Genomic DNA, 13,142 nt, shown 5'->3' with positions numbered 1-13,142 from the left:
AGATGCCCACTTTTGCGGAATCTTCGGTGCCCGTTGACAGCCGTTCCGTTCGCCAACGCTTCGCGCACGGCAGCCTCTACCGGCTCCAGGCCATCGGTGAGGACCGCCGAGAGGACCCGCACGAACCTGCGATCGGCCTCGTCCCCGGTGCCGAGCCTTCGCCGTAATCGGTGCAGGGCGGGCGGCAGATCCCAGTCCTGGAACGGTGCGCCGTTACGCAGCGCACCGGGCTTGTGCGCGAGGACCGGCAGATAATGCCAAGGATCGTATATCGTGCGGTTCCGACCGAAGTGGCGCTCATGCTCCCCGACGATCGCATCCCCGCAGCGTATGACGATGCGATCGGCGTAGGAGCGCACCTGAACGGTCCGGCGTGCGGCCGTCGACATGACCGAGTAGCGGTTGCGATCGAAGCTGATGAGGCAAGTGCCGGTGACGGCATGCTCGCTCTCATGGAAGCCGTCGAACGGCGTCAGGATCGGCTGCAGGGCCGGTCGCTCCATATCCAACGCCTCGGCGACGGTAATATCCCCGCGTTCGGGATGGGCATGATGCTCGGCCCAGCGTCGGCACTCGGCCTCCAGCCACCCGTTGAGCTCGGCCAGGCTGGCGAACCGGAGCCGCGGCTGGAAGAAGCGGCCTCGGATCGTCTGGACCTGCTGCTCGACCTGGCCCTTCTCCCATCCCGCCGCCGGCGAGCAGGCGGTCGGCTCGACCATGTAATGATCGGTCATGATGAGGAAGCGGCGGTTGAACACACGTTCCTTGCCGGTGAACACGGCCGTCACCGCCGTCTTCATATTATCGTAGATACCGCGTCGCGGCACACCGCCGAAGAACGCGAACGCCCGGGCATGGGCATCGAACAGCATCTCCTGGCCCTCGCGCGGATAGGCCCGGACATAGGGTGCGCGCGAGGCGCAGAGACGCATATGCGCCACCTTCACCCGCATCGGCTTGCCGGCGATCTCCACATCCTCGTGGCTCCAGTCGAACTGGTAGGCCTCACCCGGCTGGAAGGTCATCGGGATGAACGCCGGTGCGCCTTCGCCAGCATCCTTCCGCCGCGCAGCACGCCAGCGCGCCGCATAGCGGCGCACCGCATCATAGGATCCATCGAACCCCTCGCGCACCAGCAGGTCATGGATACGCGTCATCCGTAGCCGATCGCGACGGCCGCGACCTTCGTTCTCCTCAAGCAGCGCATCGAGACGATCCTGATAAGGACCGATCCGCGGCAGCGGCTGGACTTTGCGCTGATAGTTGAACGCCGCCTCCGGCGACCGGATCGCTTTGCGGACGACCTTCCGCGACAAACGAAGGTCACGAGCGATCGCCTTGATCGCCTTACCCGCTGCATGCTCACGCCGAATCCGAACCACTGTCTCCACGATCAACATCCCGTTCTCGCCAACTGATCAAAACCAGTCGGCCAACTAAATCCCCGGGATGAAGGGGTCCTTTTTGCACGCCGATCACCCCACGAAGGGGGTGCCTATTGCACGCTGATCCTCACGTCAGCCTGGACGGATTTCCTCAGCCAAGCGGCCTTCGACTATTCAGGGGCGATCGGCAGGATGATGAAGCTCGAAATCGACGAAGCCGCCCTGGTCACAAATGCGGTCACCGGAGACGACCTTCGCGACATCGGTCTCTCCGCGCAGCTGGTCGCCTGACGTACGCAGAGGAGCAGCGCTCTCGCGTTACCTACCGGATAGCGCACCCGTCTGCAGCCGAGTTCAAGTGTTGGTCATGAAGGGATCAGGGCGGCGATAGCGCCTTTGCGTCAGCGCGATCGCACAAAGGCCTCCGCCGGCAACCGCGAAGCTCAAGCCGAGCGTCGCCGAGAATAGCCTCACAAATTCCGGTGCTTCGCCAAAGACGGCGATCACCAGCATGGCAAACGGCGCGCCAGCCAGGAGCAACAACCCCAAGGCGAGATCGACGAAACCGCGCAGGAGAAGCCATATCCAGTTCGCCATGGGCGTAAGGCGCGACTGAAACGCGACGTCGATCGACAGCAAGGCGCGGAGGAGGAACCAGATCATGACGAACGGCGCCAGCGGGTAGAGGCCATGCCACGGTCCGCCCACGAAGAGGGCGCCGAGCACGAGCGTGAGAGCGCCCGACCCGAAGGTGATCCGTCCCACCCAGCTGTGGCGTCCGGTCCATGAGAGCAGAAGCTCGGATAGGCCACCGGCGAGCAACAGCCAGCCGACAAGCTTTGGGAGTGCATCGACGTGCAGGAGCGGCAGAGCGAAAGCTCCGGCGGCGAGCAGGAGCTTGAACAGGCCGCATCCCAGGGTCAGCTGCCATGGGGCGACGTGGAAGGGCCGATGCATCGCTTTCAGCACTCGCCCGTGCAAGCCTCAAGCGCGTCCTGGTCGAGAATGACGATTGCCCGGCGCGAGGGTGTCGTGATGATGCCGTCGTCCCGCAGACGCGTGATCTGCCGGCTGACCGTCTCGATCGTGAGGCCGAGCAGATCGGCCATGTCCTGGCGGCTGAGAGGCAGTTCGAAGCGAAGCGGTCCATCGCTCTTGTCGCTGGAGTGGCGCTTGGCGATGTGCAGAAGGAAAATCGCGACGCGCTCGCCGGCGCTCTTGCGCGCCAGCATCATCATCCATTGTCTGGCCCTGTCGAGATCGGTCAGGGTCCTTTCCAGTAGGCCGTGCTCCAGGGGCTGGTGATCTTGCGCGAAAGTGTCGAACGCCGAGCGCGAGAAGGTGCAGACACGCGAGTCGGTGAGGGCGATGACGGAATGCATGCTCGTCGCGCCGAACGGACGTCCGATAAAATCGCTGGGCAGCACGATACCGAGCGTCTGGTCGCGGCCATCGGCGCTCGAGACCGACAATTTGAGCGCGCCTTCGAGCACGTTGCCGACAAGGAGCGACTCGTCGCCCTGCCATACAAGCGCCTGCCCCTTCTTGACGATTTGATGCCGCCCCAGCCGATTGAGCTCTTCCAGGCTTTCCTCGGGCAAGGAATGGCAGATCGCCTTGTCGCGAACAGCGCATTGCGTACAGGCGTTCATGGTCTCTCCGCGCGTTGGCCGGTGGGTGCACGGTTCCTATCCGCGGCCCCGGGGCGGAGACATTAGTAGTTTACCTAAGGGAGGATCGGGTCACACGGCCGAGCTGAACCTCCTGCTGTCAGGTTGGCGGTAGGCGTCGAAAGTTGCCGCGATAGTGCGTGCATAAGGGAGCGCGGAAGGGGCGATGGAGAGCGTGTCGCCCTCCCAGCACACCAGGCCGCGGTCGAGGAACGGCGCGAGGCGATCGTGAGCGGGCAAGAGGAGATCAGCCGGCACACTCGCTTTCCCCTGGCAGAGCAGCTGCTCGATGACCTCGCCGCGAAGACGATCGTCAGCATTCCGGCGGATGCCTCGATTGCCGGTCAGGCGCTGCTGCGAAAGCATCATGCGATAGCGGCCTGCGTTCTTTTCGTTTTGGATGAGGAGGTCGGGGAAGCTGCTTATGGCAGACGCGCCAAGACCAATCACCACAGGAGCGTCATCGTCGGTGAACCCCTGAAAATTGCGCGACAGCCGGCTTTCGCGGGTCGCCTGCGCCAGGCCGTCGTGCGGCAGCGCGAAATGATCGAAGCCCACAGCCTCATAGCCGCTCCTCGTGAGCAGCTCATGTCCCTGCGAGGCCATTCGAAACCGCATCGCCTGATCGGGCAGCGCGTCCGCATCGATCCGCCGTTGACGGGCGATCAAATGCGGGACGTGCGCATAACCGAACAGCGCTATCCGATCGGCGCCTAGCTCGACCGCTTTGGCGAGAGAGTCCGCGAGGTCCTTCTCGGATTGTCCGGGCAAGCCGTACATGAGGTCATAGTTGAGGGAAGTAACGCCCGCCTCGCGCAGCATCGATGTGCACCGCTCGATGTCCTGTAGCGGCTGAATCCGCCCGATTGCCTCCTGGAGGCGCGGATCGAAAGTCTGCACGCCCAGGCTCGCATTGCTGATCCGCGTGCCCGCGATCGCCTGCGCCCACGCAGAGGTCAAAGTGCGTGGGTCCAGTTCGATCGAGACGACGGGCTTCTCGAGCCGAAAACTGTCCGTGAGCGAGAGGAACAGGCGAACGAAATCGGTAGCCGTGATCGCATTGGGGCTGCCGCCGCCGAAGGACAGGCGGCGGACCGTTGCGGTCTTCGGCAGCATCCGGCCGACCAGCGCGATTTCGCTATGCAAAGCCTCCAGATAGCTGGCCAGCCGCTGCCGGCGATTTGCACGGCCCGTGTTGCACCCGCAGTACCAGCATATCGTTTCGCAAAAGGGGATATGGACGTAAAGCGAGACATCGCCGTCTGTTCTCGAAAGGGCAGAGGCGAAATCCTGCTCCCCCACATCGTTGCCGAACTCGGCTGCTGTGGGATAGCTTGTATAGCGCGGGACCGGGGTCGCCAGCAGGTCTGGATGGTAAGGCCACATGGTGCGATCTTGCTGCGCCAAGCAGCCTGTTTCATTGAGGAGCATCAAAAATCTGGCCAATTGCCCGTGGCTTTCAGTTTTACGTGGCAGGGCAGCTCTCGAGCGGTGGTGCCAAGGACGCCGCTGCTTATCGCGATCTTAGTCGTTCGGTCGCAAAGGCGCCGGGAAGTGTCGCAAAGACAATCTTTTTGGATTTGACAGAATATTGATTTGAAGCAAAGTTCGGCGTCGAAGGCGCCGCTATCGGATCGCTCGAACCTTGTGGAGACGACCAGCGAGACGACATGGTCGCCCGGTTCCGGCATGCTTGTCGAGCATGCCTTGAAGCAAGCGGGAGAGGGGCCTTGGCAGTCAGCTGCGGCGCGAACGATCACGCGCGCCGTATGTCCAAGGGTCGATCATGTGCCAGTTTGCCTCTCTGAAGCCATCCGCAACATCAGTGTCGCGCTTTCTGCCTATCCTCAGAGCGTGGGAACAGGACTGCCGGCCGAGCCGTATCAGCTTCTTTGCTGTCGACGCGGAGCGTAGCCGGCAGCCAACAGCAAGGGGTTAGTGATCATGAGCCTGCCCATCGGAATGTGGGGGATGATCATCGGCGTGCTCGGGATCATCGCCATCGCAAGCGGAGCCTGGTTGCTCTTCCGCGCGCGCGACGTGGCCCGACTGACGGACACGCCGAACAACGAGGTCGCGCCGGGACGCAAGCGGAGGCCATCGGCCAGCCGCACCAAGGTGCGGATCGTGCTCGCCATCAACGTGCTCTCCACGATCGGGGCGCTCACGATCTTCGCGCTGGTCGCTTCGCGCACCATCGGCTCCAACGAAACGCAAAACGATCCCTACGCGGCACGGCCCTGACGTAGAAGCAAAGGACGGCGAGAATGGACGAACTACTCTTCAAGGTCGGGGGCTGGTTGTTGCTGGCCATATTGGCGCTCTTCGCCTGCGCGCTCGCCCTTGATTCGGGCTTCTCGGTCCACATGGCGATCGCCTCCGCCACGGCCCTGCTGATCGCCTGGATCACGATGTACAAGGCCGACTTCCAGGTCTTGTCAGGCTTCAAGCCGGCGACAATGCCGGATGTGACCCGGTACGACGACGATCTCATCCGGCTCGGCGTCATTGCGACGCTGTTCTGGGGCGTCGTCGGCTTCCTGGTCGGCGTGGTGATCGCGACGCAGATGGTCGTCCCGACCCTGAACCTCGAGCCCTGGTTCAGCTTCGGGCGCATGCGGCCGCTTCATACGTCTGCCGTCATCTTCGCCTTCGGCGGCAATGCGCTCATCGCGACGAGCTTCTACGTCGTCCAGCGCACCTGCCGCGCGCGCCTCGCATTCCCGGCGCTCGCGCGCTTCGTGTTCTGGGGCTACCAGTTCTTCATCGTCCTGGCCGCGACCGGCTACCTGATGGGCGTCACTGCCAGCCGCGAATATGCCGAGCCCGAATGGTATGTGGATCTGTGGCTCACGATCGTCTGGGTCGCCTATTTCGTCGTTTTCGTCGGCACGCTGCTGCGCCGGACCGAGCCGCACATCTACGTCGCCAACTGGTTCTATCTGAGCTTCATCATCACGATCGCGATGCTGCACATCGTGAACAACCTCGCGGTGCCGGCAAGCCTCTTCGGCTCTAAGAGCTACTCGGCCTTCGCCGGCGTGCAGGATGCGCTTACGCAGTGGTGGTACGGCCACAACGCGGTGGGCTTCTTCCTTACCGCCGGCTTCCTGGCGATGATGTACTACTTCGTGCCCAAGCAGGCGGAGCGGCCGATCTACAGCTACCGTCTGTCGATCATTCACTTCTGGTCGCTGATCTTCCTCTATATCTGGGCGGGACCGCATCACCTTCACTACACGGCGCTGCCCGACTGGGCGCAGACGCTGGGCATGGTCTTCTCGGTTGTGCTGTGGATGCCAAGCTGGGGCGGCATGATCAACGGCCTGATGACTCTGAACGGAGCCTGGGACAAGATCCGCACCGATCCGATCATCCGCATGATGGTCTTCGCGCTCGCCTTCTACGGCATGGCGACCTTCGAAGGTCCGATGCTGTCGATCAAGGCGGTCAACTCGCTGTCGCACTATACCGAGTGGACCATCGGCCATGTGCATTCGGGCGCACTTGGCTGGAACGGGATGATTACCTTCGCCGCGCTTTACTATCTCGTTCCGCGGCTCTGGGGACGCGAGCGACTCTATTCGCTGCGCATGGTGAACTGGCACTTCTGGCTCGCGACGCTGGGGCTGGTGCTCTATGCGGCCGCGCTCTGGGTCGCCGGCATCACGCAGGGCCTGATGGCGCGGGAATATGGCTCGGACGGCTACCTCGTCTACGCTTTCGCCGAGATCGTGGCGGCCATGAAGCCCTACTATGCGATCCGCGTGCTTGGCGGCCTGCTCTATCTCCTGGGTGCGCTGATCATGGTCTACAACGTGTGGATGACGATCCTGGGCCGGCTTCGCAAGGAAGCGCCCATGTCGAGCGCCGCCTACAATCCCGAAGCCGACCGGCCGATCGTGCCGGCCGCGACCCCGGCTGAATGAAGGGAAACGTCTGATGTCATCGCAGCTCGCCACCCAGCACAAGAAGCTGGAGCGCAACGTCACTCTTCTCAGCGTCTTCGCCTTCATAGCCGTGGCCATCGGCGGCATCGTCGAGATCGCGCCGCTGTTCTGGATCGACTCCACCGTCGAGAAAGTGGAGGGCATGCGGCCCTACACCCCGCTCGAGCAGGCGGGGCGCGACATCTATGTGCGCGAAGGGTGCTACACTTGCCACAGCCAGATGATCCGACCCTTCCGCGACGAAGTGGAGCGTTACGGCCACTACAGCCTCGCCGCCGAGTCCATGTACGATCACCCCTTCCAGTGGGGCTCGAAGCGTACCGGACCCGACCTGGCGCGGGTGGGCGGGCGCTATTCGGACGAATGGCACGTGCAGCACCTGAAGGACCCGCGGTCGGTGGTGCCGGAATCGATCATGCCCTCCTATGCCTTCCTGGCGGACACCGAACTCGACCTCAAGGGGATCGACGGAAAGATAGGCGCGCTGCGCAAGGTCGGCGTTCCCTATACAAAGGCAATGATCGACAGCGCCGAAGCAGACGCCAAGCTGCAAGCTTCGTCGGACGGCGACGCGGCCGATCTCGCCAAGCGCTATCCCAAGTCGCAGGTGCGCGACTTCGATGGCGATCCGTCGAGGCTCACCGAAATGGATGCGGTCGTCGCCTACCTGCAGATGCTCGGCACGCTGGTCGACACCAATGCCGCCGCGGCGCAGGAGCGGCGCCGATGACCTACGACGCGCTGCGTCACTTTGCCGACAGCTGGGGCCTGGTGCTCATGGCGATCATGTTCGCGGTTTTTGTCGGCTGGACTTTTCGAAAGGGCGCGCGCTCCCGGCAGGACCGCGCCGCCCGTTCGATCCTGGAGGAAGATGATGGCTGACAAGCGGATCGACGAGGCGACGGGGACGCCCACGGTCGGGCACGAATGGGATGGGATCGAGGAACTCGACACACCCATGCCGCGCTGGTGGCTGTGGACCCTCTATGCGACAATCATCTGGGGCATAGCCTATACGGTGCTCTATCCCGCCTGGCCGCTGGTCAATTCGGCGACGAAGGGCGTGCTCGGCTGGTCGAGCCGCGAGCAATTGGCCGGCGAAGAGGAGGCGGAGCGCCTGCGCAAGGAGCCCCTGCAACTTGCGCTCGCCCGCATCCCGATCGAGCGGCTCAACGAGGATTCGCGGCTGATGCAGGCGGCGGTCGAAGGCGGCCGCGCGGCGTTCAAGGTGCACTGCGTCCAGTGCCACGGCTCTGGCGCCGCCGGTAGCAAGGGTTATCCGAACCTCAACGACGACGACTGGCTCTGGGGCGGGGACATCAAGCAGATTCACACGACCCTGGTCCATGGTATTCGCCAGCCCGGTCACGCCGAGACGCGCATGTCGCAGATGCCCGCGTTCGGGCGCGATGGTATCCTTACCTCCGAGCAGGTGGAGGACGTGGTCAGCCACGTTCGCGTCATCTCCCGTCAGGAGAAGCCGAGCGCAGCCTCGCAGCGCGGCGCGAAGCTGTTCGCCGACAATTGTGCGGTGTGCCACGGCGCGCAGGGCCAGGGCGATCGCAAGTTGGGCGCACCCAATCTCGCCGATTCCATCTGGCTGTTCGGCGGCGATCGGGAGGCGCTCGCGCAAACGGTCAACAACTCCCGCTATGGCGTGATGCCGGCTTGGGGCGCGCGCCTCGATCCGGTCACGGTGAAGATGCTGGCGGCTTACGTACACTCGCTGGGGGGCGGCGAGGATTTCATCCCCGAGCCCGCGCCAAGCGCCGCTGCATCCGCGGCGCCGCAAGCGGCTCCCTCCCAGGCGGCCAAGAGCAATGTCCAGCCCAGATGATCTGACCGGCTCCAAGCAGCAGCTGTTCGAGAAGCGGCAGAAGGTCTTTCCCAAGGCGATCGACGGGCCGTTCCGCCGCTTCAAGTGGCTGGTCATGGCAGTGACGTTGACGATCTACTACGTCACGCCGTGGCTGCGCTGGGATCGCGGGCCCTATGCACCTGACCAGGCGGTGCTTGTCGATATCGCCAACCGTCGCTTCTACATGTTCTCGATCGAGATCTGGCCGCACGAGTTCTATTATGTCGCCGGCCTGCTCATCATGGCCGGCATCGGCCTGTTTCTCGTGACCTCGGCGGTCGGCCGGGCATGGTGCGGTTATGCCTGTCCGCAGACGGTCTGGACCGACCTCTTCCAGCATGTCGAGCGCGCGATCGAGGGCGATCGCAATGCCCAGCTGCGCCTGGAGAAGGCCCCGTGGGGGCCTTCGAAGATCGCCAAGCGCGTGACCAAACACGCGATCTGGCTGCTCATCGCCGTGGCGACTGGTGGCGCCTGGATCTTCTACTTCGCCGATGCGCCGACGCTCGCTCGCCAGCTTTGGGCGCTCGACGCGCCTTATCAGGCCTGGTTCACGATCGGGCTGCTCACCGCCACGACCTACATACTTGGCGGGCTGATGCGCGAGCAGTTCTGCATCTATGGTTGCCCCTGGCCGCGTATCCAGGGTGCGATGCTCGACGAGAAATCGCTGATGGTCACTTACAAGGCCTGGCGGGGCGAGCCTCGGACTCACGGCATCAAACGGGCGGGCCCCGCAGTGCACCAGCCCGATGGCGAGCTCGGCGCCCAGGCGCAGTACGGCTTACCCTCGCTTGTGGCGCTGGCGTCTGCTCCCGAAAACAATCCGCGTGTCATCGGCGACTGCATCGATTGCAACAACTGCGTAGCGGTGTGTCCCACCGGCATCGACATACGCAACGGTCCGCAGATCGGCTGTATCACCTGCGGTTTGTGCATCGACGCCTGTGACGACATCATGGAGCGGATCGGTAGGCCCAAGAAGCTGATCGGCTATTCGACGGTCGCCGACGAGCTGCTCGCAGGCAATGGCAAGACGCCGGAGCCGCCGCTCAAGCGGCTGTTCCGTCCGCGCACGCTCATCTACTTCCTGATCTGGGGCTCGATCGGCCTGGCGATGCTATTCGCGCTCGGATCGCGCACGCGGCTTGACCTCAGCGTCCGTATGGAGCGTAACCCCATCTGGGTGCAGCTGTCGGATGGCATGGTGCGCAATGCCTACACCATCAACGTGCGCAACATGGAAGCGCGGCCGCGCTCGGTCACTTTGTCGATCGAGGGCCTGCCCGATGCGCAGATCTGGACCGATGCGCAGGCGCGCGGTGGCGCCGGTCAGGCCGTGGAGATCGCGATCGGCCCCGACCAGGCCCGCAAGACGCGGGTCTATGTCGCGGCGCCCGAACGCCAGCAGCGTGATTTCGCGTTCGTCATTCGAGCCAACGACGGTCAAGGAGCAACGGATCGCGAGAGCACCGTGTTCGAGGGGCCGGAGAGCGAACGATGAGGCGCGAGTTCACCGGACGCCACATGCTCTTCATCATGCTGGGCATGTTCGGGACGATCATCGCCGTCAATCTGGTGATGGCGCGGTTCGCCGTCACGACGTTCGGCGGCACGGTCGTCGAGAATTCCTACGTCGCCAGCCAGGCGTACAATCGCTGGCTGGCCGAGGCGCGGGCACAGGACGACCTCGGCTGGACGCTCGATCTGGTTCTGATCCCAGGACGGATTGTCGAGGCCAAGACAACGCCGCGGGAAGGCACGCTAGCCGGCGTAGCCGAGCATCCGCTCGGCCGGGCTCCCGACCAACCGCTGACGTTCAGGAGATCCCCGCAGGGCTTGTGGCGATCGACAACCCCGCTGCCGCCGGGACGCTGGCGCGTACGCCTCGAACTGCGGAACGGTGGACAGTCGGCGCGTTTCGTCAAGGACGTGCCGGCGTGAGCGCCGTCACCAGCACGTTCAGCGTCCCGGGGCTGCACTGCGCCGGCTGCATCGCCAAGCTCGAAGGCGGACTGGCGCGGACGGACGGCGTGATCAGCGCCAGGGTCAACTTCACCAAGCGCCGGGTCGCTATCGCCCATACGGACAAGCTTGGCGATGATCACCTGAGGGAAATCATCGGCAGGATCGGTTTTCCGGCGGAGCGCCTCCTCGGCGAGGAGGAGACGCGCAGCGCGCCGGAAAGCCGTGAACTCGGCATCGCGCTCGGCGTCGCCGGCTTTGCGGCAATGAATATCATGTTGCTGTCCGTCAGCGTCTGGTCCGGGGCGCAGGGCGCGACGCGCGACCTGTTTCACTGGCTCTCGGCGCTGATCGCGCTTCCTACCGTGGCCTATGCAGGCCGACCCTTCTTCCGCAGCGCCTGGGGCGCTCTTCGTCACGGCCGCACCAACATGGACGTGCCGATCAGCATCGGCGTGACCATGGCCTGCGCCGCCAGCTTGTACGAGACGATCAATAGCGGTCCGCACGCCTATTTCGACGGCGCGGTGATGCTGCTGTTCTTCCTGCTTGCCGGTCGCTTCCTCGACAGCGTGATGCGGGTACGCGCCGAAGACGGCGTCGCCGCGCTGCAGCGCCAGCGCGCGCCGCGGGGCCTGGTCGTCGGCAAGGACGGCGTTGCCGAATGGCGCAACGCCGAAGAGATCGCCCCGGGCATGACTCTGCTCGTGGCGGCGGGTGAAACCTTCGCAGCGGACGGCGTGATCGTCAGCGGGGCGTCGAGCATCGACCGGCAACTGGTCACGGGCGAAAGCGCGCCGGAGAATGTCGGCATCGGCGACGCCGTCCTTGCCGGCACGATCAATCTCGCCGCGCCGCTGACGGTAAAAGTCAGCGCCGCGGGCGAGGGGACGGCGATCGCCGGCATCGCCCGCCTCATGGAAGCCGCGAGTGGAGCGAAGTCGCGGTACGTGCGGCTCGCCGACCGGGCTGCGCGCTATTATGCTCCCGCCGTGCACGTCCTTGCCGCGCTCTCGCTGGTCGGATGGCTGATCGCCGGCGCCGGATTGCACCAGGCGGTGCTGATTGCGGTGGCCGTGCTCATCATAACCTGTCCGTGCGCGCTTGGCCTCGCCGTCCCGGTCGCCCAGGTCGTCGCGGCCGGTTCGCTCATGCGCCGCGGCGTGCTGATCCGCGACGGCGCTGGCCTGGAGCGTCTTGCTGAAGCGAATGTCGCGCTTTTCGATAAGACCGGAACATTGACGCTCGGCCGGCCGAGACTGATCGATGACGGGAATTTGTCACCGGACGAAAGGCCGGTTGCCTTGGCGCTTGCGCAGAGAAGCCGCCATCCGCTCGCCAGGGCATTGGCGACAGCACTGGAGGGTATCGAGGCTGCCGACATCAGCGATGTCGAGGAAGCCCCGGGTCTTGGCGTCGCCGCGATTTGGAAGGGGCAGCGTGCCTTCCTCGGCCGCATCGACGATGCCGGACCTGAAGGCGGCGAGGCTCCCGGACACCACGCGCTCACCACCGGGTTCAGGCTGGGAGGTGGGCCGGCCCGCCTGCTGCGCTTCGAAGATGCCCTGCGCCCCGATGCCGACGCCGCGATCGCCCGCCTCGATGCGCTGCATATGCAGCCTACCATCGTTTCCGGCGACCGCGAGCGCCGTGTCGCGCGGCTCGCTGTCAAGCTTGGCATGCGCGGGCAGGGCGATCTCGATCCGCAAGGAAAGCTTGAGGTGATCGCACGCCTCAGCGCGCAAGGTCACCGGGTCCTGATGGTCGGCGACGGCCTCAACGACGGCCCGGCGCTCAATGCCGCGCACGTTTCCATGGCGCCGTCTTCGGCAAGCGATGTCGGGCAAAGCGCCGCCGACCTCGTGTTTCTGGGCGACTCTCTCTCGGCGGTGCCGGCATCCGTCGCTGCCGCAAGGCGCACGATGCGCGTCGTGAAGCAGAACTTCGCCATGGCGATCGGCTATAATGTGCTGGCCGTGCCGCTGGCCGTTGCCGGCATGGTGACGCCGCTGGTCGCCGCTCTTGCCATGTCACTCTCGTCCATCATCGTCGTCGGCAATTCGCTGCGTCTTCGGGACGCCGCGCGGTGACCGGGCTTACGATCCTCATACCGGCAGCGCTGTTTCTCGGTCTGCTCGGCCTTGCCGCCTTCTACTGGTCGATGCGGAACGGCCAATATGACGATCTCGACGGCGCTGCCGAGCGCATCCTGCTCGATGAAGGCGACGAACTATCGCAAGATCCGGCGCCAACCGGCCGCCGCGAACACGACCGCTGAGCCGCCCAGCGGCGCAAGCGGCACAAGTCAGCCGCC

Annotated in this window: 12 protein-coding genes and 1 pseudogene; 9 read left to right on the top strand and 4 right to left on the bottom strand. The window is 64.6% G+C overall.

The features are described from left to right. Positions 1-41: 41 nt before the first annotated feature. The 4 genes and pseudogenes from istA to hemN all read right to left on the bottom strand — a co-directional run. Positions 42-1,400, bottom strand: a pseudogene (gene istA, locus N6H05_RS25740) (IS21 family transposase); the annotation flags it as partial. A gap of 339 nt (positions 1,401-1,739) precedes the next feature. After that, positions 1,740-2,354: a DUF308 domain-containing protein gene (locus N6H05_RS25735; protein WP_021227183.1), complete on the bottom strand. Its 615-nt coding sequence runs from the start codon at positions 2,352-2,354 to the stop codon at positions 1,740-1,742. Beyond that, positions 2,348-3,037 (bottom strand): Crp/Fnr family transcriptional regulator, encoded by a 690-nt coding sequence (locus N6H05_RS25730; protein WP_021227182.1) that lies wholly within the window; start codon positions 3,035-3,037, stop codon positions 2,348-2,350. The genes N6H05_RS25735 and N6H05_RS25730 overlap by 7 nt, the downstream gene beginning before the upstream one ends. Positions 3,038-3,127: 90 nt before the next feature. Next, positions 3,128-4,441 (bottom strand): oxygen-independent coproporphyrinogen III oxidase, encoded by a 1,314-nt coding sequence (gene hemN / locus N6H05_RS25725; protein ID WP_099232190.1) that lies wholly within the window; start codon positions 4,439-4,441, stop codon positions 3,128-3,130. 558 nt (positions 4,442-4,999) lie between these two features. On the opposite strand from hemN, the gene N6H05_RS25720 reads away from it, so the two are divergent. The 9 genes from N6H05_RS25720 to ccoS are packed head-to-tail and all read left to right on the top strand — an operon-like array spanning position 5,000 to position 13,106. Further along, positions 5,000-5,299 carry a hypothetical protein gene (locus N6H05_RS25720; RefSeq protein ID WP_099232189.1) on the top strand — a complete coding sequence of 100 codons (300 nt, stop codon included), beginning with the start codon at positions 5,000-5,002 and terminating at the stop codon, positions 5,297-5,299. A gap of 23 nt (positions 5,300-5,322) precedes the next feature. Then, the gene (gene ccoN, locus N6H05_RS25715; protein ID WP_069337915.1) at positions 5,323-6,984 is read left to right on the top strand and encodes a cytochrome-c oxidase, cbb3-type subunit I; all 1,662 of its coding nucleotides are present in this window, start codon (positions 5,323-5,325) and stop codon (positions 6,982-6,984) included. Positions 6,985-6,997: 13 nt separating this feature from the next. Further along, positions 6,998-7,735, top strand: coding sequence for a cytochrome-c oxidase, cbb3-type subunit II (gene ccoO / locus N6H05_RS25710; protein ID WP_020820402.1), 738 nt, complete (start codon positions 6,998-7,000; stop codon positions 7,733-7,735). After that, positions 7,732-7,887, top strand: a complete 156-nt coding sequence (locus tag N6H05_RS25705; RefSeq protein WP_020820401.1) for a cbb3-type cytochrome c oxidase subunit 3 — start codon at positions 7,732-7,734, stop codon at positions 7,885-7,887. The genes ccoO and N6H05_RS25705 overlap by 4 nt, the downstream gene beginning before the upstream one ends. Further along, positions 7,880-8,842, top strand: coding sequence for a cytochrome-c oxidase, cbb3-type subunit III (ccoP, locus tag N6H05_RS25700; RefSeq protein WP_081331756.1), 963 nt, complete (start codon positions 7,880-7,882; stop codon positions 8,840-8,842). The genes N6H05_RS25705 and ccoP overlap by 8 nt, the downstream gene beginning before the upstream one ends. Next, positions 8,826-10,367, top strand: coding sequence for a 4Fe-4S dicluster domain-containing protein (locus N6H05_RS25695; RefSeq protein ID WP_021227176.1), 1,542 nt, complete (start codon positions 8,826-8,828; stop codon positions 10,365-10,367). Before ccoP ends, N6H05_RS25695 begins: the two co-directional genes overlap by 17 nt. Further along, complete coding sequence (locus tag N6H05_RS25690; RefSeq protein WP_021227175.1) at positions 10,364-10,807, top strand: FixH family protein; 444 nt, start codon at positions 10,364-10,366, stop codon at positions 10,805-10,807. Before N6H05_RS25695 ends, N6H05_RS25690 begins: the two co-directional genes overlap by 4 nt. Next, entirely contained in the window at positions 10,804-12,918 is a 2,115-nt protein-coding gene (locus tag N6H05_RS25685; protein WP_185707895.1) for a heavy metal translocating P-type ATPase, read from the top strand. Before N6H05_RS25690 ends, N6H05_RS25685 begins: the two co-directional genes overlap by 4 nt. After that, positions 12,915-13,106, top strand: a complete 192-nt coding sequence (gene ccoS, locus N6H05_RS25680) for a cbb3-type cytochrome oxidase assembly protein CcoS (RefSeq protein ID WP_099232187.1) — start codon at positions 12,915-12,917, stop codon at positions 13,104-13,106. The genes N6H05_RS25685 and ccoS overlap by 4 nt, the downstream gene beginning before the upstream one ends. Positions 13,107-13,142: the final 36 nt, after the last annotated feature.

The sequence above is a fragment of the Sphingobium sp. WTD-1 genome (assembly GCF_030128825.1).
In the GTDB taxonomy this organism is placed as follows: Bacteria; Pseudomonadota; Alphaproteobacteria; order Sphingomonadales; family Sphingomonadaceae; genus Sphingobium.
The sequence above is the reverse complement of the archived record's forward strand: the minus strand, read 5'-3'. Positions and strand labels throughout refer to the sequence as shown.